Here is a 20,551-nt window from a genome sequence, read left to right as displayed (position 1 = left end):
ACTTGTTTGGAACTGATATTGTAGATATAAATTATCTTTAATAACTATAATATAAAGAACAAGATTTGTAAATAACAAATATCCCTCCGATCCACATGGCGTAAAGAAATCCCGCAAGCCTTTTGACTGCGGGTATTTAGAAAAACGGAACGTAATTACATAAATCTTTATTGGAATAAGTTCTTTCCCCTCAACCTTTAAGATAGGCAATTACATGGATAAAACAAAAAAAAGCCGCTGATTTAGCGACTTTGAATGATATTATAAAACCAACAATTCAAACTCTTTGAATACCTGAACTCCAGCAGATTATTCTATGAAAAATATTTTTCTGAGTGCAAATCTTCTATTTTCTTGAGAAAGTCTTTTAGTATGTAACTTCATATAACATTAAGCTTTTTGCAAAATATCTGTATGCCCACCTAGATCATACAATATTGAAGTCCCTCCATAATCACTGTTCTTTTCGTTTAAAAAACATCTTGCCAACCATAAGTCCCATAGCAGATGAACAAATCAGATATCCAAAGAACAAGAAAAGTAAATAAACACCATGAAGATCTGCAGGAATCTGTTTCAAACCTTCAAACCAAGCTAAACGAAAAGGATAAAAGATGACTACCCAAATGATCAGCAAGAAAAGAAGAAAATTAATTATTTTTAGCACAATAATGATCCTTTCAAGCTTGAGTGGAAACAGTTGAATGTATATGCTTCATCTTTCATTTCGCATTACCTTTCCACTGCCCGCACTATATTAGTTAGCTTATGTATTAGAGTTGATATGTTGAATCTATAAATAATTACTAATTATAACAGGAAACACTAGGGAGATATCTTATTCTTCAGTCCAAAGTTAACGTTAAGAGTATAATTCGTGTCTTGCTTTAAGTTTAGGAAGATGATCGTTACGGCATAAAGAAGCCCTTTCTTTTGGTGGAACGAGCTTCTTTTTGCGTTTCACGATAACACTTTATGCTTACTGGACATTAGGTGCGTTTTCATTCGTAGTTAAGTTCGATCTTTTCTTCTTTCTTGGCTGCCCTTTCCAGGACAGATATGTCCAAATCCGTAGCAGGTACTCGACAGGCCCATTGCTAAATTTCTTAAGATATAGCGGACTGAGCCACAATTGAATGCCGTAGACAGCAAACGCAATAATTGCTCCTATGAACACGCCGGCACTTCCAAACAGCCCCAGGCCATATCCATAGAAAATTGTCGTACAAATTACGCTCTGCATCAGGTAATTCGTCAACGAGAGACGGCCAACCGCCTCGAACCTGCTCATCAGGCTGGAACGGCGGTTTCCAGCATACAATAGCGCAAATGCGTATATGTATCCCAGTGCAAGCAACGATCCTCCAAGCGTCCCCCCGATTCCGATACCGAGCCAACCTTCCGCACCCAATTGTGGCGCCAATACACCGTATGCTTTGAGTATCAAACCAACTGGAATCAAAAACGAGGCACGGCGAAGAAAAATACGCCTCATCGCTTGCGGATCGCTAAACGTGCCGATTCTGGCAGCGCGCATGCCGAGCAGGAACATCGGTACTGTCATGAGTGGGGCTAACAGCAGGATCAATAAGGCGAATGACACCTCCAAATCCCCGCCGAATGGATCGCCGTTATTACTGAAATTCCTGATTTCCGCGTATGTGCCGCTACCGTATACATTCTGACTTTGAATGATGTAGTTCTCCATATGAATGGACTCAATCGCCAGCGGGTTCATCGGATTAGATGCCGGGAGACCAAGTATCCCCGCTCCCACGAGTAGCAGTACCGCCCATATGAGCAGCGTTTTGGGCTTCCGATTAAGGAACATGAGCAAGAAGAAACCGAGTACGCCATAAAATGTCAGGATGTCCCCTTCCCACAGATAGATGATGTGCAGTAATCCGATTCCAAATAGTAGTAGAAAACGGCGTGCCAGATGACACTTTGGTCGTAAATCTCGTGATTTTAGGCTTTCCGAGAGCTTAACCATTCCAAAGCCAAACATAAATGCAAAAATCGGCATAAAACTGCCCACCACAGTGATCAGCAGGAACGAGAGGAAAGCCTGATCTGCTCCGCCGATCCCGAACAGTTGGGGTTTGCTCTGACCATAGATTCCATATTGAAAAGCCAGCATATTCGCCAGCACAATGCCGGCCAGACTGAATCCGCGCAGTCCATCAATGACTTGAACGCGCTTTTTTGATGTGCTCAATCAATCACCTCTGTCTATAACATAAAGATCAGATCTAAATATACGTTAAATCCTTCCATAATTTCAACATAAATTAATAAGCGAACGTTTATATTTTGATTTATTTTAACGTACCAATAAAACAAAAAAAGTCGCTAAATTTAGCGACTTTCAGTTTGAACACCTTAAAGAGTGACAATAATCGGACCATTTTTAGTAAGAATAATGGTATGTTCTATTTGAGCTACATAGCTGTTTTTAGTAACAAAGGTCCAGCCGTCTCCTGTTTGGTCTACTTCTTCTTCTGAAGTTGAGATAAATGGCTCGAATGCGATAACCATTCCTTCTTTTAACAATTCATCATCCGATGGGTCATTATAATTATAGATGTGATCAGGTGCTTCGTGTATTCCACGTCCAACACCATGTCCTGTAAGGTTTTTAATAACCGTTAATTCATGTTGTCTGGCAGTTTGGAATACAGCTTTTCCGATTCCGCTTTTTTTGGAGCCCGGTTTTGCTTTTTTAAGACCTGCTTCAAATGCCAGTTTAACAACGTCGCATATTTTCGTTAACACTTCTGCACCTTCGCCTACGACAAATGAGAGTCCCGTATCTGCAAAATAACTGTTCTTGGAGCCAGACACATCAATATTGACGATGTCCCCTTCTTGAATAACCCGATCTCCCGGAATACCATGTGCCACTTCTTCATTAACACTAATACAAGTAAATCCTGGGAAATTATATTCACTTTTTGGAGCAGAAACTGCGCCAGCTTTCTCAAAAAGCTCTCCTGCCAAATCATCAAGTTCTTTAGTGGTTATGCCTGGGATAGTTCTTTTAACCAATTCATCTCTAATAGAAGCAACAATTTTGCCAATTTCCTTCAAGCCATTAAAGTCTTCTTCTGTTCTTGCGATCATTTTTTCTACCTCACTATCTTTTATCATTAATTGATTACATAAGTATTTTTTTGATTGAACATTAGATAATCATATCCAAAGCAGCAAAGCTTCGCAACTTTTTTTATCAAGCTCACAGATCAAAATCCGATGGGTTCAAAATAGGCAATGTCAATTGAAACAGAAAAAACGAAGGCAATCGCCTTCGTTTTTTTCTTTTATACTTATTTGCGAAGAGAACATGACGTTGATCAATTGGAGATCGTAATCTTAAGGTCAGAAAAGAAAGCCTCTGTGCCGATGTCTACGAATAGTCCGATATCTCCTGTAATTACAGTTCCTTTAGTCTTATCTAAAGAAATACATTCGGTCCCATCGACATAAGCTTTCAGTTTAGTATCGTCAATGTCTAGCGTAAGATTAACCCACTCCCCAGGACCAATGTCTGCTCCCGCTTCGAAACGACCATCCGGGTATTCCTGTCTCAGTCGGTCGAACTTCCAATCCGGATATGCGAAATATTGGAGGGCACGTTTGTCACGAGGCGCCTCCGGTTGTGTCTTTAAGCCATTAAGCGGACGAATATAAACGGCTTCAAAGGCATCCTCATGGTCACATATGCGATATGCCAGTCCTGCAAATCCGCGTGCATATGCCGGAGCATCATCTCGTAACCTGCTTAATATGTCCACTGATAAAGTTCCATTCTTGAATTCGACAGGAATTTTCAAGAATGTCGGCATGTCGATGAAATCAACGTTTGGTTCACCATGGGATACCTCATCCGTTAACGTAACTCGTAATGTCTGACGACCGCCCATTTGAACTGGGGTGGCAGTAACCGAGTGAGGTTGTGCTCCTTCTGGAATCGTCTCCAGATTGTAATGCATGATCCGATTGCTCATAGCTTTTTCCTCCTCATTCATTAATGATTACGATTTTACCATTCGCTGTATTACTCTCCATGAACAGATGAGCCGCTGCTATTTCTTCAAGCTTGAACACTTTCGCAATGGGCGGGATAAGCGCATGGTCCTTGATATGATTAAACAGATTGACCAACACTGTTTCTTTAATAACTTCACTGGTAAAGGCGGTAAAGAAAACGCCTGTCGGTATATCAACCAATGGTTCAAATGAATTAAGGGTCCATTCATCGCCTAAGATGCCTGACATGCATAATATTCCTCGCTCCGAAACTAATTGTAAAGATTCCTTCAAGGTCACCGTTCCGATCAATTCCAGCACCTTGTCTACGCCATTTGGAGCAATTTCAACTACTTTATTCGTAAAATGTTCATCATCCAGTATTGCGAAGTCCGCACCCGCCTGTTGAAGATACGCCAGCTTTCCGCTGTCACGAGTGGTCGATATGACGGTAGCTCCTACGCTTTTGGCAAGCTGGAGGGCAGCCAGGCCAACGGAACTGGTCCCGCCACGAATGAGAAGTACTTCTCCCATAGTTAATTGAAGACTTTCAAACAAAGATGCATATGCCGTGTAATACATTTCCGGAATGGCAGCGAGCGTAGTCCACTGCATCCCACCAGGAATGAGATACACTTGCTCTGAAGGAATCAAAGCATATTCCGCATAGCTTCCATCAAATTCTCGCCCCAATCCTCCCATCAGAGAAGCAACATGCTGTCCTTTTTGGAATGTGCTGTCCGATGCGTCCTCGATCTCCCCCACGCACTCTATACCAATGATCCGCGGAAATTGTACGGAGGGTGAGTGCCCCTGCCTTGTATATATTTCCGAGCGGTTAATGCCAAATGCTCTGATCTTGATTAACACCCAGCCGGGTTTAACTTTGGGAATGGGAATCTCCTGTACCTTTAGTTCTTCAGGTGCACAGGCACCTTCCAGTACAACTGCTTTCATCATAATTTATCTCCCCGCTCCGATATAGATTCGTTTTTCCAACTGAATGAATACTGCATTTGTCGCTAGGGCAAGTCCTGCGGACAGGATGCTACCCCATAGAATTTTATCGATATTCATGGTGCGTAAACCATCATATAAGATCGTTCCTAACCCGCCTGCGTTGATAAATGCAGCAATGGTCGCCATGCCAATCGTAGATACAGATGCAAGTCGCAGTCCTGTAAAAAGGGTTTGAATCGCCAAGGGTGCCCTGATCTGAATCAATATTTGCAAACGACTCATGCCCAACCCGGTAGCTGCCTCAATGATAGGTTGGTCCACATGATTCAAACCGGCGATAAAGTGGCGCAGAAGAATGTATTGATTATATAGAATCAGCACGATGATTGCCGTCGTTGTACCCAACCCCGTCACAGGAATCATGATGGTGAACATGGCCAAGCTGGGGATGGAATACAGAATGGAAAAAACATAAATGAAAACGCGTGACACCCAGTCCGAAGTCAGCACTACGATGGTAAGAAACACGGCAACAATAATGGAGATCAACATGGTTATGACCAGAATTTCCACATGCTCAAACAGGGCATTTCCCCACTTATCTGGATGTTTGATGGCATAGTCGATCATTCTAAGTCCTCCCAGAAACGTTCTTGCTCCCTTGAAGATTGAATAAGCGACGCTACGAATTCATCGGCAGGATGCTTAACGATTTCTTTTGGCGTATCAAACTGGCACACTTTCCCTTGATTCATAATAATGACCCGGGTCCCCAACTTGAATGCTTCATTAATGTCATGTGTGACGAACAGGAATGTCTTATTCGATCCTCTATGGATTTTCAATAATTCGTCCTGTAAATGGAGACGGGTAATCGCGTCCAAAGCGCCAAAAGGCTCGTCCAGAAGCATGATCGCAGGATTGGTCGCTAAAGCTCGGGCGAGTCCAATTCGCTGTTGTTGTCCTCCCGATAATTGGGAAGGATAACGATGTTCATACGTCCGAGGATCCAGTCCCACCAGATGCAGTAGTTCGGAGACCCTCTGCTCCGTTTTCTCTTTATCCCATTTCAATAGACGAGGTACGGTAGCAATATTTTTCGCGATGGTCATATGCGGGAACAATCCAACCTGCTGGATGACGTAACCAATCTTCCTTCTCAGCATCACGGGATCTATAGCCGCAATATCTTCTCCAAACATCTGAATGTTCCCCTGAGAAGGTTCGTATAAACGGTTTACCATTTTCAAAAGTGTTGTTTTTCCAGATCCAGAGGAGCCTAGTATCGTAATAAACTCCCCTTCTTCAATAGACAAATTCACATGATTCACTGCATATTCATTGGATTGTGCATAGGTTTTGCACACATGATGAAATTCGATGGCTGGTGGCCCCATATTACCATTACGTTTATTGGATGGATTCATAAAAGGCTTTTGCCACGTCTTCATATTCTTCTTGTTCGACGTCCACTTTGGCGTTAAGTGCTGTGATCGTGTCTGTGTCCAGTGCCGAACTGATTTTGTTGATGACTTCAGCAATATCTGGATGTGCAGACAATACTTCATCACGGATGACAGGAGCCAAGTTGTAAGGGGGCCATACTTGTTTGTCATCTTCCAATAGAATGTACCGATCTTTATTTACGAGTTGTCCTTCTGTCGTATATGCAGGTGCAACATCTGCCTCATTATTTTTAAGTACTTCATATTTGAGACTATTGTCGTAGACTTTGGAGGACTTCCAGTTTAACTTGCCATATACTTTTTCCAATGCCGGAATACCGTCTGCACGCTGATCCACTTCTCCTTGGGAGGCAAATCGAAGCTCGGTTGCATGCTTTTGCAAATCAGTAATCGTCTTGATCCCCCATTTTTCCGAGGCTTCTGCACGAATGACGAGTCCTGCTCCATCATTGGCTTTGGAATATTCCAGCCAGGTTAAGTTGAATTGTTTTTTATATTCTTCCTTCACTGTGGCATATACTTCATCCGGATCAGTCAATAAGCCCAGCTTCAGGATGGCTAACAAACCGGTGCCTGTGTATTCGGGGTACATATCGATATCTTGATTTACAATGGAAGAATGGATCACAGAACCCGCAATATTAGGTACACGCTCTACTTGGTAACCGGCATCCTCCAAGGCCAAAGCGTAAAGTTCTCCCACAATCAGATTTTCGGTGAAATCTTTGGTGCCGATTCGAATTGATGTTGCTTTATTTTCCGAAGACTGATTTTTTTGCTCACTACAGGCACTTAAAAAGAGCGATAATACGATGATAAGTGAAGTTGTGATATAGATTTTTTTCTTTTTATTTTTCATGTCTTTTTCCTACCTTTGCAAAAATTGATATCGAAATAAAATTCGTTCGGATATATCAAGCAAAACTCCGATGAAGATGGCTAAGATTGCCACAGCTCCCCCGCCGATTAGAAGCAAATCCATTCGATTGAGTCCCAGACCGGTAAAAATGATTTCACCGAATCCCCCAGCTCCGATCTTGGCCGCCAAGGTGGCACTGGCGATAATTTCAATGGCAGCTGTTTTGATGCCTGTCAGAATGAGTGGTGCAGCAAGAGGGAACTTGATCTTCCACATCATTTGACGATCTGACATGCCCGCCCCTTGAGCAGATTCAAGAATGGATAGAGGAATATGGTTCAAACCGGAAATGGTATTCATCAGTATGGGAGGTACCCCCAATAAGATTAAAGCAATCAACGCTGGCTTCGTGCCAGTGCCCATTAACGGTAATAATAGAAGTAACACAGCCAGGCTAGGTACAATCCGCAAAATCTGAATGAGCGATACAATCCACTTTTCCGAGCGTTTGTATGTGATGGTTAGATATCCCAGTGTTATTCCGATCCATGCAGAACAAAGCAATGCCAGTAAACTGACCTGTACATGCTCTCGTCCCAGAGCGAAGAAAGCACGCCCATGATCTGAGAAATAGTTTACCAATTGCATCCACAAGCTTTCTTGCAATATGTTCCCTCCCTTCATTCAATTTGCTTTTCCCTCGACAGCTTTATAATATAAGCATTATAATCGTTTTGAAAGTAGGCACCTTTTTATTAGATAGGAACCAAAAAGTAACTATTGGAGGATTAGCTTAAATGTTTACCAAAAAAGAGTTGCCTGAATGCCCTGTAGCAACAACTGTTGGCTTAATAGGGAACAAGTGGAAATTACTTATCATGAGAGATCTTCTGAAAGGAACCCAACGGTTCGGTGAGCTTCGCAAAAGTATTCCGGAAATCAGTCAAAAGGTATTAACCGAAAATTTGCGTTCCATGGAAGGAGACGGTATCGTCATTCGCACCGTATATGCGGAGGTACCGCCCAGAGTCGAATACAGCTTGAGTGATTTAGGTAATACGCTGAGGCCCATCATAAGTGTGATGGAAACATGGGGAATGGATTATAAGAAGCTCAATGAGGATACTTCGACCGATACAGACGTATAGGATTACGGACAGTAGAAAACGAGTGCATCCATGTTCACGGTGCACTCGTTTTTTTGGTGATCACTTTTGTGGATTAGTAAAAGTGTGTCCTTACCTCCTCTTTAATAGCGTAGCCACACGCTCATCTCACCAGCCAGACGATTACCCCACAGATAATAGGGAATGGCCTTGAAACGTACAGCCTTTGTCTGCTTAATATAAGAACGGTACGGCTTCTCATCTGACCATAAATCGCTGTCGTCAGTCACGAGACCATCCCCTTCTACCACGATACAACCACCTAGCAAATCTGGATCAGCATACGCGGTTAATTGTGGCTCCGCAGCCAACGCGAGTGAAGTGAGCAGTGCTTCGTTGTCAGCTTCTTCGACGCAATAAACAAGCGGGCCGCGTTGAATGGCTACCTTACCTGCATCTGCCCGAATAAAAGGATGTGCGGCAACTAACTTCGGCTCGATCGGAAGCAACCACTCCACTGTATTACCATCTGACCAGCTGCGATTTATTTTGGCGTAACCATTCTCAACATGCACATCTTGCCGTTTACCATTTACTTTCAACGTTGGTTCTCCGTCCTGAAACCAATCTGGTATACGCAGCGCAAGCTCGAACTCGGCACATTCGCTGTCTTTGGGAAGCTGAACCGAGAATTCAACATGACCGTTCCAAGGTAACTCGGAGCGTTGATGCAAAGTTATTGTGGTGTCGGCAAGCTCGAATGAGGCTTTGCTTCCAATATACAAATGGGTATAGATCGTTCTGCCATTCTCAGACACGTCGTAAATATACTCGTCTAACGAACCTAGCAACCGTGCAACATTTGGAGGACAACAGGAGCAACCAAACCATTTCTGTCGGACGGGCTTTACGTGATGTTTATCAGGATTTTTGAGACTTGCTTCTGGCCACACCTCAAGTGGATTGACATAAAAGAAGTGTTTCCCATCCATAGACATGCTGCCCAGCACATTGTTGTATAGCGCTCTCTCCAACACATCCGCATATTCGCTCTTAACTTCCAATTGAAGCATGCGACGTGCCCAGAAAATCAAGCCAATCGAGGCACAGGTCTCCGCGTAAACGGAATCATTCGGAAGATCGTAGTCAAACGTAAAGGCTTCCCCGAGATGTGTTGAACCAATGCCCCCGGTAATATACATTTGTTTGCCTGTTGTGTTCGACCAAAGTCGTTCACACGCCTCCTTCAGCCCCTCGTCACCTGTTAATCTCGCAAGATCAGCCATCGCCGTGTACATGTAAACTGCCCGAACGGAGTGTCCAACAGCTACCTTTTGCTCACGAACAGGCAGATGAGATTGATAGACCTCAAGATTAGGCGCTCCCTGGGACCAGATGTTTGTTCGGCTTCCGCTTTCCCATTCCTCGATAAAATAATTAGGCAGCTTACCCCGTTCATCTATGAAGTATCGGCTAAGGTTCAAATAACGATCTTCTCCCGTAACATCGTATAGCTTAACCAGAGCCAATTCAATCTCCTGATGACCACAGTAGGCCCTTATTTGTCCCGGTTTCGTTCCGAACATACGATCAATCTGATCAGCGAATCGGCAAGAGATGTCTAGCAATTTCCGCTTGCCTGTCGCCTGATAATAAGCAACCGCTGCTTCAATTAAATGGCCTGCACAATACAGCTCATGAGCTTCGTAAAGATTGGTCCATTGCTTTCCAGGTTCCTGGATCGTGAAGTAGGTATTCAGATAACCATCGTCATGTTGGGCTTGGCCGATCAATTCGATAGATTCATCGGCGATCTTCTCTAACCTCTGATCTGGATGATGACGGAGCGAATAAGCAACGGCCTCTAACCACTTGTAGAGATCACTGTCCTGAAATACCCATCCGCCAAACTCTCCTTGCTCCAAGCCAGCAGCAATACGGAAATTTCGAATTGCATGACTAGGCTCAGCGTCCTCTACCCTATCGTTCAGAGCTTCCCATTGATAGGGAATAACCGTTTCTCGTACAAGATTGGTATACGCATTCCAAAATTGGTCTTGAATTTGGATCTGGTTTTGTCCCATTAAACACACCTCAAAAGTATAAAATTTGACTCTTTCCAAAGTCGAGTATATGCTTTTTCTTAAAGTGAGAGTAGGAATGGAATGAGCTTTTTTCTATACAAAATGACACTAAAAAATGAGGACAATTCATTGAATGAAGAATTAATTGTTGCGTTACAAACCCCACCTCTTCCATATTACTGGGAATCTGGCCGTTCAACGTTCCGTGTAGGCGACCGTCATCCTAATCGAAGAAATTTCGGCCTGTTTGATGTACTGTTCGTGGTTAATGGAGAACTACATATCGGTGAGAACGGGACGGAATGGACACTTGGCATAGGTGATGCACTGGTATTACTACCTGAAGGTGAGCATTACTCGTTCAAGCCCTGCGAACAGGAAACAACGTTTTACTGGGTTCATTTTGAGCATGTGAACTGGCATCAGAGTCCCATAATAGAAGAATCGGAAGCGATAATTCCGTTATCGCCATTCGATAAGCCAAAATCAATACGAATACCTAAGAAATCCACGGTACTAAGTCCCCAGCTCGCATTTGATCTAATGCAACAGCTGTTGGAACTGCCGGTAGGTGATTCCTTCTGGGAGAAGCAGCAACTGTTATTCCGCTTTCTGGCTACACTTGAAAATGGCATCTCCGATATGGCCAAAACACCTGCTTCACGGCTTGCCGAGAACGTAGCGGTTTTCATCCAGCAACACTACCAAGAAGAGATCACCAATGAAACACTCTCATTAGCGCTACACTTCCACCCTAGCTACATCGTTCGCTGTATGAAAATGAAATACGGTGTCACACCGGTTCATTACTTATTACAATTCAGGATTGAACGGGCCAAGCAGCTTCTGGTTTCGACGGAATGGTCAATAGATCGTATAGCTGCTGAAGTGGGTTTTCAATATTCCCCTTACTTTTCTACCTGCTTCAAGCGAAGTGTTGGAACATCTCCTCTTCAGTTTCGCAAGAAATATCTGCATTAGTTGAACTCAGAGGGAAGTTGTACATTGAAAAACTAAACGACCGTACCCCGAAAGAACACCGGGAAATGGTCGCGGTTTTATTTCTTTTCTTTTTTGTACTGTCTAGTCCATGTTCCCTGTCTTTTATCCTACAGCCGAGCGATATTCTCCTTTTTCCCAACCAATTCCGTAATCTCTTCTCCCAACTTTCGATAATCCATACCATTACCCCATTTCTGAATTTGGATATAAAAAAGACCAAAACGATATGCCTTCCCCTAATCACATAAGGAAAATGAAAAATCATTTTGGTCATGCCTGCTTTACCAGTAACAGCCAAACACTGCTAATATTCAATTCGTTATCGATGTAAACGTTTAGCGGATCATAATATCACACAATAAAATAGTTAGCAATCACTTTATCCATTATATTTGTGTATGTTTCTTAACAGCAGGCATAATGATTGTTGCTAGTAGTTCAATGTTCTTTTTAATCTGATCCATACTGACGCCACCCGCATCGATCTCGGCTAAGAAGCGTTGTTGACCATACATCTCGTATTGATACAACATTTTTTCAATAATTTGTTGAGGAGAGCCCACCATGAGTGCATCTCGATAATCGGTAGCAGCCAAGAATTGTTGCTCAGGGTAACCACTACCTCTTAATTGAACCGTAGCGTTATTAATATGTGGGTAGTATTCGCGTAAGGCTGTTTGGCTATCTTCAGCTACGTACATGAGACTCGTTGTGGAGATGGGTAATCTTGCAGGATCAAAGCCTGCACTTCGTGCAGCTTCACGGTAACGATCTACAGCAGTTTTAAATGCTGTTGACGGTCCACCAAGTGTCGTTAGCATCATGGGTACCCCTGCTAAACCTGCTTTAATCGCACTTGCCGGTGGTCCTCCTACTGCACGCCATATCGGCATTTTCCCATGTAATGGTTGGGGGATGATTTCGGCATGATGTAGTGGTGCCCGGAATTCCCCTTGCCATGTAACACGCTCTTCTTCGTTAATCTTCAGCAGTAAAGCCAATTTCTCTTCAAACAATTCTTCATAGTTACTCACATCAAAACCTAATAATTCATAAGCACCTAGACGTGAACCACGTCCTGCTACAATCTCCGCACGTCCATTTGAAATCAGATCCAACGTTGCAAAGTCTTCATATACTCGAACCGGGTCAGATGTACTCAGGACTGTTGCCGAGCTCGCGATTTTAATGGTTTTGGTTGCTTGAGCAATTGCTCCAAGGATCACGGTATGTGCCTGGGTTGCAAATAACGGCTGATGACTCTCCCCTACTGCGAATACATCAAGTCTTGCTTCTTCAGCCAGTTTGGCAGTTTCGATTAATTCGTTAATCCGTTGCTGTGCAGAGATGCGATGGCCTGTGAGAGGATTGCTTAAATGATCTCCTATGGAATAGAGACCGATCTCCATACCTTTTTCTTGGTGAATACGATATTGTTCCATCTTAGTCTGTCCTTCCATATGAGTTCCATGGAGGCCTAGAAACCAAAAGTTGGTTTCATCTCAATTCATTCGTTGATCTTACTGGCACCTAGTCCAAGTTTCTTGAGAAGATCGGTTAACTGTATTTTTTCTTCATTGGTAATAGAAGACAGATTTTTGGATATCACCTCAACGTGTTGAGGAAAGATCTCTTTAAATACATTTTGGCCTTGATCCGTAATGACTACAATTGAAGATCGACGGTCTGTTGGACTTGGTTCTCGCTTTACTAATTCTTTCTTTTCAAGCTTATCAACTACATATGTGATGCTCCCGCTAGGGATCGAAAATTTCTCACTTATACTTTGGACCGTGTGTGGTCCTTTATTGTAGAGGAGTTCCAGCACCATAAAGTTCTCATTACTAATGCCGTATCGTTCTATATCTTTTACAACGTCATCAAAAACAGTTTTACTAGCCTTTACCCACACACGAAAAAGCCGTAAATCGATCTGACTTTGTTCATCTCCTTGAAACATGTACAGGACCTCCTATTAGATACCTTCAAAAAATTCGTAATGGTTATCTTAGTTTGCTGTATAAAGGATAATCAACTTCAGTCGGAACTTCAATAAGCAAGATTCTAAGGTCTTGATTATTAGCTCGTATGGCTACTTTCTCCTCTTCTTCTGATTGAACGATAATAAAATCCTTATGTGAGAAATGAGTTGCTTTAATTGTGTCTGACAAAAGAGTTCCATCTCCTCTAATGGCTAAACTAGCCAATGTACGACCAAAGGAAAGGCTATGAGTATATACTGTTCCCTTAGGAATAAGTACATCCCACATTTTAGCATCAGTCACGGTTTGCATAGGAGAATTGTTTCCTAAGAGTGTTTTAATTTTGACATCATCTATATCCACTAACGAAAACTGATTAGAATCGAATTGCGAATAAATAGGTGTACGTTTAACGGCTTGGCTTAGATGTGGTTCAAACCAAATTTGAAAGGCTTCAGTTGGTTCCTTTAACGCCTCAGCATGTTGCACACCGGAGCCTGTTTGCATGAGCTGAGCTCCTCCTTCTTGTACAACACTTTCCGTACCCAGTGTATCCCGATGATATCCCTTACCATGGATCACATAAGTGATGATTTCGAAGCCTTGATGTGGATGGAATCCGATTTCTGCTGGTTCCTGAGAATGAGCCCAAGCCCAGTAAAATAGGGGGCCTACTCGAGTAATGATGGAGCCTTCTCCAGGAAAACCGATTGGTTTTTGTTCTTTGATTTTACCACCATCGAACTGACCACTTGCTTGATCTTTGGGTTTAATAATTTGGATTCCCATTATACTCACTCCTTAGTTTAACGGACCTTTCACACAAACAAAGATCCGTAATTGATTAAAAATACGACCAACCCTAGAATTAATAAAATGATCGGCATAAGCATTTGTTTCAATTGATCCTTTATTTTAATGTGGGTCATGATCGCACCGATCATCGTTACCACGATGAGCAAACCACCCCATGCAGCTAAACCCTCATTCCAAATACCTGCAATAACTAAACCTGCTGCAATGACTTCGATCAACCCTGTAAACACTCGAAACGCTCCAGGATATCCATAGTGCTTAAATCCTTCTACCATCTGCTTGGACCCAAACTTCATAAACCCAAACATAAGAAAACCTAACCCTAAAATCACTTGCAAAACAATGGATAGTACACTCATAAATTCAATCTCCTCTTTACCCTATTATTATTAATCCTAATGTTAGGATAAATGTATCCTAACATTAGGCTATATGTGTGTCAACAAAATTCTATCGAAACTAAAAACCTTCTCTCCGAAGGAAAGAAGGTTTTATTTTCGTTAATATAAATTAATTCAATCAGTAGGAATGTACGTACCGACTCTAATGGCGGTTCGATTGAAAATCGAGCTAGATTTGCTATTGAGGTAGCAAAAGCTGTAGCTGAGGAAATTGGAGCAAGTCGTACAGCAATTCGACTCTCTCCCGGTGTTCCTTAAGGAGATTTTTGAAGGTGCCAATAATCGTATTACCATTTCCATCTGGATGCTCAGTGATATCCTTCACCCTTGCATTGAAAACAACTTTATAGAAATGGATTGCTTCAGAAGGATCCTTCACTGTTATAAATGGGGTAATCGATGTAACGCCGTTAGGTGTACCCTTCTTTGTATATTTTCCTGATACTGCCTTGTGTTTTGTCTGTTCACTCATATGTCTACTCCGCCTTCCTTCTCAGTAATCCGAGATTGTCATCATTATAAAACAACTTCACTGACATCTACTGTCAGTGAAGTTGTTAAAGTTGATAGTATTCCATTAACTCGGATACAACAGCAACAAGTCTGTCCTTCACACGCTGTGGTTCGATGACTTGAATGGATTTCCCATAGGAGAGGAGAAAATAGGGGACGTATGTATCAATTGATTTTTCATCAAATAAAAAGATGGCTTGATTAGAAGTCCGCTCTTTCAGATAATGTCCCATAAACCAATGCAGCCCCAAGTCATCCAATGCCTCGAATCGGCCTTTGATAACCAAGGAAATTAACCCCTCTTCCCCCCCTACATCAGGTAACAAATTTTGCAGAAAAAATTCACGAGCAGAAAAAGCTTCCGAACGATTAAAACGGAGCGGAGTAAGCTTGATTCGCAGAATACGATCTGCCCGAAAGCTGCGGAATTCTTTTCTCAAGTGGCAAAACGCAATGGTATACCATTTATTATTCCAGTAAACCATTCCATACGGGTCTATTACTCTATTCTTGGGTTGTTCATCTCGGCTTCTGCGATAATCAATTTCGACAGAGCAGTCATTAGCCACGGCTTGCTCCAATTCCGCCAAGATCGGCTGAACGGATGGATCTCCCATGCGATTGATAACGTTAAACCCGGCTAAATGACGGCGAAGTGTGTTTTCCTGATCCTGATTTGTATACATTTTCAATTTGGATGTTGCATTGTCCAATGCCTCACTCAAAGGGTATCCAGCTTCTTTTGCAAACACAGCAGCTTGGAGAAGTGCCTTTTTTTCATCAATCTCAAATAACAGAGGTGCTTTGATATGCTGATTCAGCAAGCTATACCCGCCGTTGTGACCTGTATCGGAAACGATCGGTACTCCACTGGCACATAATGCATCAATATATCGATATACGGTCCTTATATTGATTTCTAACTTTTCGGACATCTGTTTTGCAGTTACTTTGGTGCCTGAATTCAGCATCCATAGAATGGCTAACATATTATCGTTCTTAGGCATAACCTGCATCCTCATCTTCAATTCATTATTGGATATCTCTACATTATATCAGTACAGCTTATTTTACATAAAACATCTGCGTTGGGCGATACTACCTAGAAATATATTCTCCGGTTTGGAGCGAAGGCCAAATGAAGCAATCCACATCTAATATTAATACCTCCGAGGTAATTATTGTAGTTATCAATTCAATACTCGGAGCTGGAATTCTAACACTCCCTCGCACAATTAGTAAAGCAGTAGGGACACCAGATGTATGGATTTCTGTCATTTTATCAGGATTAATTGTAACCACAATCAGCATCCTTCTTGTAACCTTGTGTCGTAGATTTCCCGGTAAAACGGTATTCGAATTTATACCCGAAATCACAGGTCAGTGGATTGCTTATCTATTGGGACTTTTAATTATCGTATATTTTGTTGTTCTTTGTTCATTCGAAGTTAGAGTCATGGCCGAAATTACAAGTATGTACATCCTTGAGCGCACGCCTACTTGGGTCACCATTATGGTCAGTTTGTGGATTGGTATTTATATGTTAACGGGTGGTCTTAAGGTCATCATCCGGGTCTTTTCAATCGTGTTGCCCGTTACGCTCGCGTTACTAGCACTGGTTTTCCTTTTAAGCAGCAAGATGTTTGAACTTAATAACCTAAGACCACTCTTGGGCGATGGATTCATGCCTGTGTTGAAGGGTCTTAAACCTTCGTGTCTCTCCTATTCTGGATATGAAGTTTTACTCATCATCACAGCCTACATGGTGGACGTGAAAGCAAGCAATAAGGCTGCTATATACAGCATACTTAGTTGTACGATCATATATTTGGTCACGATTGTCACCGTTGTAGGAAATTTATCTTTGCCAGGAATTCAAACACGAATGTGGCCAACGTTCGACATGGTTCGGAGTTTTGAAATTGAGGGATTTCTTTTTGAGCGTTATGAATCATTGTTCATTGTGTTTTGGCTGATGCAGATCTTTGCAACCTATGCTTTTAAACACTATTTTGCGGCAATCGGGGTCCGAGATTTGTTTCGTCTCAAAAATATTACGAGCATACAATTCGCGATGCTGCCAGTCTTATATGTAATTGCTTACTTGCCTAAAAACCTGGAGGAAACGTTAGCTTTGGGTGATTTTCTCGGAAACATGTCCATTTTCTTATTTGGCTTGTTACCACTGCTGCTGCTCATCATTAGTTTCATTCGCAAAAAAGGCGGGAAGCAGGCTTCTAGTGAAGCCATAAAGGTAGGCTAAATAGTGAGTTTTTCTTATAGGTGCTCAGGAGAACCTTTTCGTTCTCCTGGCTCTCCAGTAGCATAATGCATTCTGTAGACAGTACAATAAAGAAAAAAAGCCGCTAAAATAGCGACTTTAATGGGAGTATATTTTCTTCATTATTTATTAAAAGTAACCTTTTCTACACCGCCTTCAAAAATGATGGATGTGTCCCGCGGCTTTGATTCCGCAATTTTACGGCCGCCTCTGTAGGAATAAAGTACGCCGGCTTGTTTGCGAACAGCCTCATATTCGTTCTCTGCTTCAAGTACGATGAAGTTAGCAGGTTTACCTTCTTCAATACCGTATACATCCTCGATGTGTAACGTTCTTGCGCTGTTTTTCGTAATGAGGTCGATCGAATTCACGATCTGGTCGTAACCAAGCAGCTGCGAAGCATGAATCCCCATGTGCAGTACTTGCAGCATGTTGCCTGTACCGAGCGGATACCATGGATCGAAGATGTCATCGTGACCAAAGCACACATTTAGACCTGCTTCCTGCAACTCTTTGACACGCGTCAGCCCTCTTCTTTTTGGATACGTGTCGAAGCGTCCTTGCAGGTGAATGTTAACCAGCGGATTGGAGACAAAGTTCAAATCAGCCATCTTCAGCAAACGGAACAATTTGTACGTATAAGCGTCATTGTATGACCCCATTGCTGTCGTGTGGCTTGCCGTTGTTCGTGAACCCAGTCCACGTTCGTAAGCTTCCTTGGCAACAACTTCAACAAAACGGGATTGCTCGTCATCGATCTCATCACAATGGATGTCGATCAGACGGTCGTATTTTTCGGCCAGATCAAACGCAACTTTCATTGAATCAACGCCATATTCCCGTGTGAATTCGAAATGTGGAATGCCGCCGACAACGTCAACGCCCATTTTCAGTGACTCTTCCAGCAATTCTGCCCCGTTTGGATAAGAGTGAATGCCTTCCTGTGGAAAAGCAACAAGCTGGATGTCCATATATGGAGCCATTTCTTCTTTTACTTCAAGCATGGCTTTAACGGCGATCAAGCTTGGATCGGTAACGTCCACATGGGTCCGCACATGCTGGATACCCTGTGCCAATTGCCACTTCAGTGCCGTTTTGGAACGTGTTTTGACATCCTCATGTGTTAAGAAAGCCTTGCGCTCTGACCAGCGTTGAATGCCTTCGAACAGCGTTCCGCTTAGATTCCACTCCGGCTCGCCTGCGGTTAGCGTTGTATCGAGATGAATATGCGGCTCAATGAACGGTGGCAGCACAAGCGATCCGTTGACATCCAGGATCTCCTCATTTTCAGTCGTTTCCAGCGACTGTGTAATTCGTTCGAACTTCCCGTCTTTCACAACGATATTCCATAGTCCTTCTTTACCCCGCAATTTTGCGTTCTGTATAATCATTTATTTTCCCCATTTCTTTGGATTCTTTCGCAGGAACAATCAGCATCAAGACGATATAGGCCACTGCTGTACCAAGCAGTGCGTTCAATGGTGTTACGCCAGGAGCCAGTTGAGCGAATGCAACGCCGATGGCCCAGGCCACCATCGCTACCCAGTTTACATTTTTGAATGACATGTCAGCAAATGGCTTATAGTTTCTACGTTTTACAATGAAGTAATCTGCGATAATAATAGCCCCGATGGATGGTACCGCCGCGCCCAGTACGTTCAGGAAACTGACGAAGTTGTTGTACATCCACATGGCGAATACGGTACCCACAATGCCGTTTACGATGACGAAGAATTTCTTTGAGATTTTGGTGATGTTCGCAAAACCAAGGCCCGAAGCGTACAGTGCATTATCGTTGGTCGTCCAGATATTCAGGCCCAGAACGATAATTGCCGGGATGATCAAACCTTGCAGGAACATGACCTCCGAGATATCAGCCAGGTTATAAGCCATCGCACCAACTGCACCGAACAGAAACATAAGTGAGTTACCCAGGAAGAAAGCAATAACGGTTGCGGTAACTGCCTGTTTCGATGTCCGTGAAAACCGGGCAAAATCGGGTGTCAGCGTTCCGCCGCTTATGAATGATCCGATACAGATCGTTAATGCTGCCGCCGCGGTAAGCGACTGAGTCGGCGTGTAATCAAGCAACCCTTGCAGACCACCCAGCGAACCTGCACCTTCGAACATGGAGTAACCACCGAGAATGGCAATCGCAGGAACCGCGATATATCCGAGAATGACGAGTGACTTCATGCCGAAGATGGCTGATGCCGTCATGGCAAGTCCGAACACGATAATTAACAGGTACACGTTCCAGTCCATGGCTTTGGCAACTGGAATCGCGAACATGGCTACCCCGACTCCGAACCATCCGACTTGTGTGAAGCCTAACAGGAACGAAGGCAGATACGACCCTTTTGCGCCGAACGCATATTTAGCCAGCAAATGTGTGGACAGGCCCGTTTTGGCGGCGATATGTGCCAGTGCCCCTGTGTAGATACCGAGCACCAGATTGCCTGCAAGTACGATGCCAATGAACTCCATGAACGTCAAGCTTACGCCCAACGTCCCTCCTGCCAGCATACTTGCTGAGAAAAATGTGAAACCGAGCATGACGGATAACGTCTTCCAAAAGTGGTTTCTTTGCGTTTTCGGCACGGCTTGCCATGAAAACTCTTGATCTTGTTTGCTCATCAGAATACCCCCAACATAAAGTGTATCTGATACCAAAAAAAGCAGAAAAGAGAGGCTACTCGTCAAGTTATACACTGACAAGTAGCCTCTTTTTGCATCATAATCCGCGCGAAGACACAGAGCATCCTATTACGGAATATGCCCTGATTCTCGCGTGATTATGAAATCCGCTGCCCTTGCCAGCCTCTCTGGACTGAATTAAAGGTACCAGTATTCAATTACATTCTATTATTTTGGAAAAACCTGAAGTTGTCAATGTCATTATTATCCAACGGTTATTAATTCCTTATATAGCAAGTTGTTTTTGATCACGCATACTCCGATGACAGCGCACCTGCGGGTCGAAAACAATGCAACGAACAAATAGATGCACGCATTGACATTTGTACAAATAAATTCACTGCGTTTTTTTCAT

The 20,551-nt window shown here is 43.0% G+C and carries 20 protein-coding genes and 1 pseudogene; 4 read left to right on the top strand and 17 right to left on the bottom strand.

Going from position 1 to position 20,551, the window contains the following annotated elements:
- Positions 1-979 precede the first annotated feature (979 nt).
- The 8 genes from MKY44_RS13880 to MKY44_RS13845 form a co-directional block, all read right to left on the bottom strand.
- Positions 980-2,218: a DUF418 domain-containing protein gene (locus tag MKY44_RS13880; RefSeq protein ID WP_341007525.1), complete on the bottom strand. Its 1,239-nt coding sequence runs from the start codon at positions 2,216-2,218 to the stop codon at positions 980-982.
- 164 nt (positions 2,219-2,382) lie between these two features.
- Positions 2,383-3,123 (bottom strand): type I methionyl aminopeptidase, encoded by a 741-nt coding sequence (map, locus tag MKY44_RS13875; protein WP_341007524.1) that lies wholly within the window; start codon positions 3,121-3,123, stop codon positions 2,383-2,385.
- A 230-nt stretch (positions 3,124-3,353) separates the two neighbouring features.
- The gene (locus tag MKY44_RS13870; RefSeq protein ID WP_341007523.1) at positions 3,354-4,007 is read right to left on the bottom strand and encodes a hypothetical protein; all 654 of its coding nucleotides are present in this window, start codon (positions 4,005-4,007) and stop codon (positions 3,354-3,356) included.
- Between the two features lie 13 nt (positions 4,008-4,020).
- Positions 4,021-4,989 (bottom strand): zinc-binding alcohol dehydrogenase family protein, encoded by a 969-nt coding sequence (locus MKY44_RS13865; protein WP_341007522.1) that lies wholly within the window; start codon positions 4,987-4,989, stop codon positions 4,021-4,023.
- Between the two features lie 3 nt (positions 4,990-4,992).
- Entirely contained in the window at positions 4,993-5,619 is a 627-nt protein-coding gene (locus MKY44_RS13860) for an ABC transporter permease (RefSeq protein ID WP_341007521.1), read from the bottom strand.
- Positions 5,616-6,416 carry an ABC transporter ATP-binding protein gene (locus MKY44_RS13855; RefSeq protein ID WP_341007520.1) on the bottom strand — a complete coding sequence of 267 codons (801 nt, stop codon included), beginning with the start codon at positions 6,414-6,416 and terminating at the stop codon, positions 5,616-5,618. Before MKY44_RS13855 ends, MKY44_RS13860 begins: the two co-directional genes overlap by 4 nt.
- Positions 6,400-7,314 (bottom strand): glycine betaine ABC transporter substrate-binding protein, encoded by a 915-nt coding sequence (locus MKY44_RS13850; RefSeq protein WP_341007519.1) that lies wholly within the window; start codon positions 7,312-7,314, stop codon positions 6,400-6,402. Before MKY44_RS13850 ends, MKY44_RS13855 begins: the two co-directional genes overlap by 17 nt.
- A gap of 9 nt (positions 7,315-7,323) precedes the next feature.
- Entirely contained in the window at positions 7,324-7,980 is a 657-nt protein-coding gene (locus MKY44_RS13845; RefSeq protein WP_341007518.1) for an ABC transporter permease, read from the bottom strand.
- A gap of 131 nt (positions 7,981-8,111) precedes the next feature.
- On the opposite strand from MKY44_RS13845, the gene MKY44_RS13840 reads away from it, so the two are divergent.
- Positions 8,112-8,462: a winged helix-turn-helix transcriptional regulator gene (locus MKY44_RS13840; protein ID WP_341007517.1), complete on the top strand. Its 351-nt coding sequence runs from the start codon at positions 8,112-8,114 to the stop codon at positions 8,460-8,462.
- 101 nt (positions 8,463-8,563) lie between these two features.
- On the opposite strand, the gene MKY44_RS13835 is transcribed toward MKY44_RS13840, so the two are convergent.
- Positions 8,564-10,504 (bottom strand): glycoside hydrolase family 127 protein, encoded by a 1,941-nt coding sequence (locus MKY44_RS13835; RefSeq protein WP_341007516.1) that lies wholly within the window; start codon positions 10,502-10,504, stop codon positions 8,564-8,566.
- A 129-nt stretch (positions 10,505-10,633) separates the two neighbouring features.
- Here MKY44_RS13835 and MKY44_RS13830 point away from each other — a divergent pair, with 129 nt between their 5' ends.
- Positions 10,634-11,485 (top strand): helix-turn-helix domain-containing protein, encoded by an 852-nt coding sequence (locus MKY44_RS13830; RefSeq protein WP_341007515.1) that lies wholly within the window; start codon positions 10,634-10,636, stop codon positions 11,483-11,485.
- A gap of 407 nt (positions 11,486-11,892) precedes the next feature.
- Here MKY44_RS13830 and MKY44_RS13825 read toward each other — a convergent pair whose 3' ends face one another.
- From MKY44_RS13825 to MKY44_RS13810, 4 genes are all read right to left on the bottom strand, one after another.
- Entirely contained in the window at positions 11,893-12,948 is a 1,056-nt protein-coding gene (locus tag MKY44_RS13825) for an LLM class flavin-dependent oxidoreductase (protein WP_341007514.1), read from the bottom strand.
- A gap of 65 nt (positions 12,949-13,013) precedes the next feature.
- Positions 13,014-13,466 (bottom strand): MarR family winged helix-turn-helix transcriptional regulator, encoded by a 453-nt coding sequence (locus MKY44_RS13820; protein ID WP_076328947.1) that lies wholly within the window; start codon positions 13,464-13,466, stop codon positions 13,014-13,016.
- A gap of 43 nt (positions 13,467-13,509) precedes the next feature.
- A complete protein-coding gene (locus tag MKY44_RS13815) occupies positions 13,510-14,277 on the bottom strand; it encodes a pirin family protein (RefSeq protein ID WP_341007513.1) in 768 nt (255 codons plus the stop codon).
- A gap of 29 nt (positions 14,278-14,306) precedes the next feature.
- Positions 14,307-14,663, bottom strand: a complete 357-nt coding sequence (locus tag MKY44_RS13810) for a DoxX family protein (RefSeq protein WP_341007512.1) — start codon at positions 14,661-14,663, stop codon at positions 14,307-14,309.
- Between the two features lie 150 nt (positions 14,664-14,813).
- On the opposite strand from MKY44_RS13810, the gene MKY44_RS31515 reads away from it, so the two are divergent.
- Entirely contained in the window at positions 14,814-14,963 is a 150-nt protein-coding gene (locus MKY44_RS31515; protein ID WP_445670687.1) for an oxidoreductase, read from the top strand.
- Positions 14,964-14,982: 19 nt separating this feature from the next.
- Here MKY44_RS31515 and MKY44_RS13805 read toward each other — a convergent pair.
- A pseudogene (locus MKY44_RS13805) lies at positions 14,983-15,177 on the bottom strand (VOC family protein); the annotation flags it as partial.
- Positions 15,178-15,262: 85 nt separating this feature from the next.
- Complete coding sequence (locus MKY44_RS13800) at positions 15,263-16,225, bottom strand: helix-turn-helix transcriptional regulator (RefSeq protein WP_341007511.1); 963 nt, start codon at positions 16,223-16,225, stop codon at positions 15,263-15,265.
- 131 nt (positions 16,226-16,356) lie between these two features.
- On the opposite strand from MKY44_RS13800, the gene MKY44_RS13795 reads away from it, so the two are divergent.
- Entirely contained in the window at positions 16,357-17,481 is a 1,125-nt protein-coding gene (locus MKY44_RS13795) for a GerAB/ArcD/ProY family transporter (protein ID WP_341007510.1), read from the top strand.
- Positions 17,482-17,621: 140 nt separating this feature from the next.
- Here the strand turns inward: MKY44_RS13795 and MKY44_RS13790 are convergent, their stop codons facing one another.
- Both MKY44_RS13790 and codB read right to left on the bottom strand, forming a co-directional pair.
- A complete protein-coding gene (locus MKY44_RS13790) occupies positions 17,622-18,890 on the bottom strand; it encodes a cytosine deaminase (RefSeq protein ID WP_341007509.1) in 1,269 nt (422 codons plus the stop codon).
- Positions 18,859-20,136 (bottom strand): cytosine permease, encoded by a 1,278-nt coding sequence (codB, locus tag MKY44_RS13785; protein WP_341007508.1) that lies wholly within the window; start codon positions 20,134-20,136, stop codon positions 18,859-18,861. The genes MKY44_RS13790 and codB overlap by 32 nt, the downstream gene beginning before the upstream one ends.
- Positions 20,137-20,551 lie beyond the last annotated feature (415 nt).

Origin of the sequence: Paenibacillus sp. FSL R7-0026, from assembly GCF_038004485.1 — a bacterium.
GTDB lineage: Bacteria > Bacillota > Bacilli > Paenibacillales > Paenibacillaceae > Paenibacillus > Paenibacillus xylanexedens_A.
The sequence above is the reverse complement of the archived record's forward strand: the minus strand, read 5'-3'. Positions and strand labels throughout refer to the sequence as shown.

Excerpts from the sequence above, each read along its gene's own strand:
- map (WP_341007524.1), bottom strand. The coding sequence starts at position 3,123 with ATGATCGCAAGAACAGAAGAAGACTTTAATGGCTTGAAGGAAATTGGC.
- MKY44_RS13870 (WP_341007523.1), bottom strand. The coding sequence starts at position 4,007 with ATGAGCAATCGGATCATGCATTACAATCTGGAGACGATTCCAGAAGGA.
- MKY44_RS13865 (WP_341007522.1), bottom strand. The coding sequence starts at position 4,989 with ATGATGAAAGCAGTTGTACTGGAAGGTGCCTGTGCACCTGAAGAACTA.
- MKY44_RS13860 (WP_341007521.1), bottom strand. The coding sequence starts at position 5,619 with ATGATCGACTATGCCATCAAACATCCAGATAAGTGGGGAAATGCCCTG.
- MKY44_RS13855 (WP_341007520.1), bottom strand. The coding sequence starts at position 6,416 with ATGAATCCATCCAATAAACGTAATGGTAATATGGGGCCACCAGCCATC.
- MKY44_RS13850 (WP_341007519.1), bottom strand. The coding sequence starts at position 7,314 with ATGAAAAATAAAAAGAAAAAAATCTATATCACAACTTCACTTATCATC.
- MKY44_RS13840 (WP_341007517.1), top strand. The coding sequence starts at position 8,112 with ATGTTTACCAAAAAAGAGTTGCCTGAATGCCCTGTAGCAACAACTGTT.
- MKY44_RS13835 (WP_341007516.1), bottom strand. The coding sequence starts at position 10,504 with ATGGGACAAAACCAGATCCAAATTCAAGACCAATTTTGGAATGCGTAT.
- MKY44_RS13825 (WP_341007514.1), bottom strand. The coding sequence starts at position 12,948 with ATGGAACAATATCGTATTCACCAAGAAAAAGGTATGGAGATCGGTCTC.
- MKY44_RS13820 (WP_076328947.1), bottom strand. The coding sequence starts at position 13,466 with ATGTTTCAAGGAGATGAACAAAGTCAGATCGATTTACGGCTTTTTCGT.
- MKY44_RS13815 (WP_341007513.1), bottom strand. The coding sequence starts at position 14,277 with ATGGGAATCCAAATTATTAAACCCAAAGATCAAGCAAGTGGTCAGTTC.
- MKY44_RS13810 (WP_341007512.1), bottom strand. The coding sequence starts at position 14,663 with ATGAGTGTACTATCCATTGTTTTGCAAGTGATTTTAGGGTTAGGTTTT.
- MKY44_RS13800 (WP_341007511.1), bottom strand. The coding sequence starts at position 16,225 with ATGCCTAAGAACGATAATATGTTAGCCATTCTATGGATGCTGAATTCA.
- MKY44_RS13795 (WP_341007510.1), top strand. The coding sequence starts at position 16,357 with ATGAAGCAATCCACATCTAATATTAATACCTCCGAGGTAATTATTGTA.
- MKY44_RS13790 (WP_341007509.1), bottom strand. The coding sequence starts at position 18,890 with ATGATTATACAGAACGCAAAATTGCGGGGTAAAGAAGGACTATGGAAT.
- codB (WP_341007508.1), bottom strand. The coding sequence starts at position 20,136 with ATGAGCAAACAAGATCAAGAGTTTTCATGGCAAGCCGTGCCGAAAACG.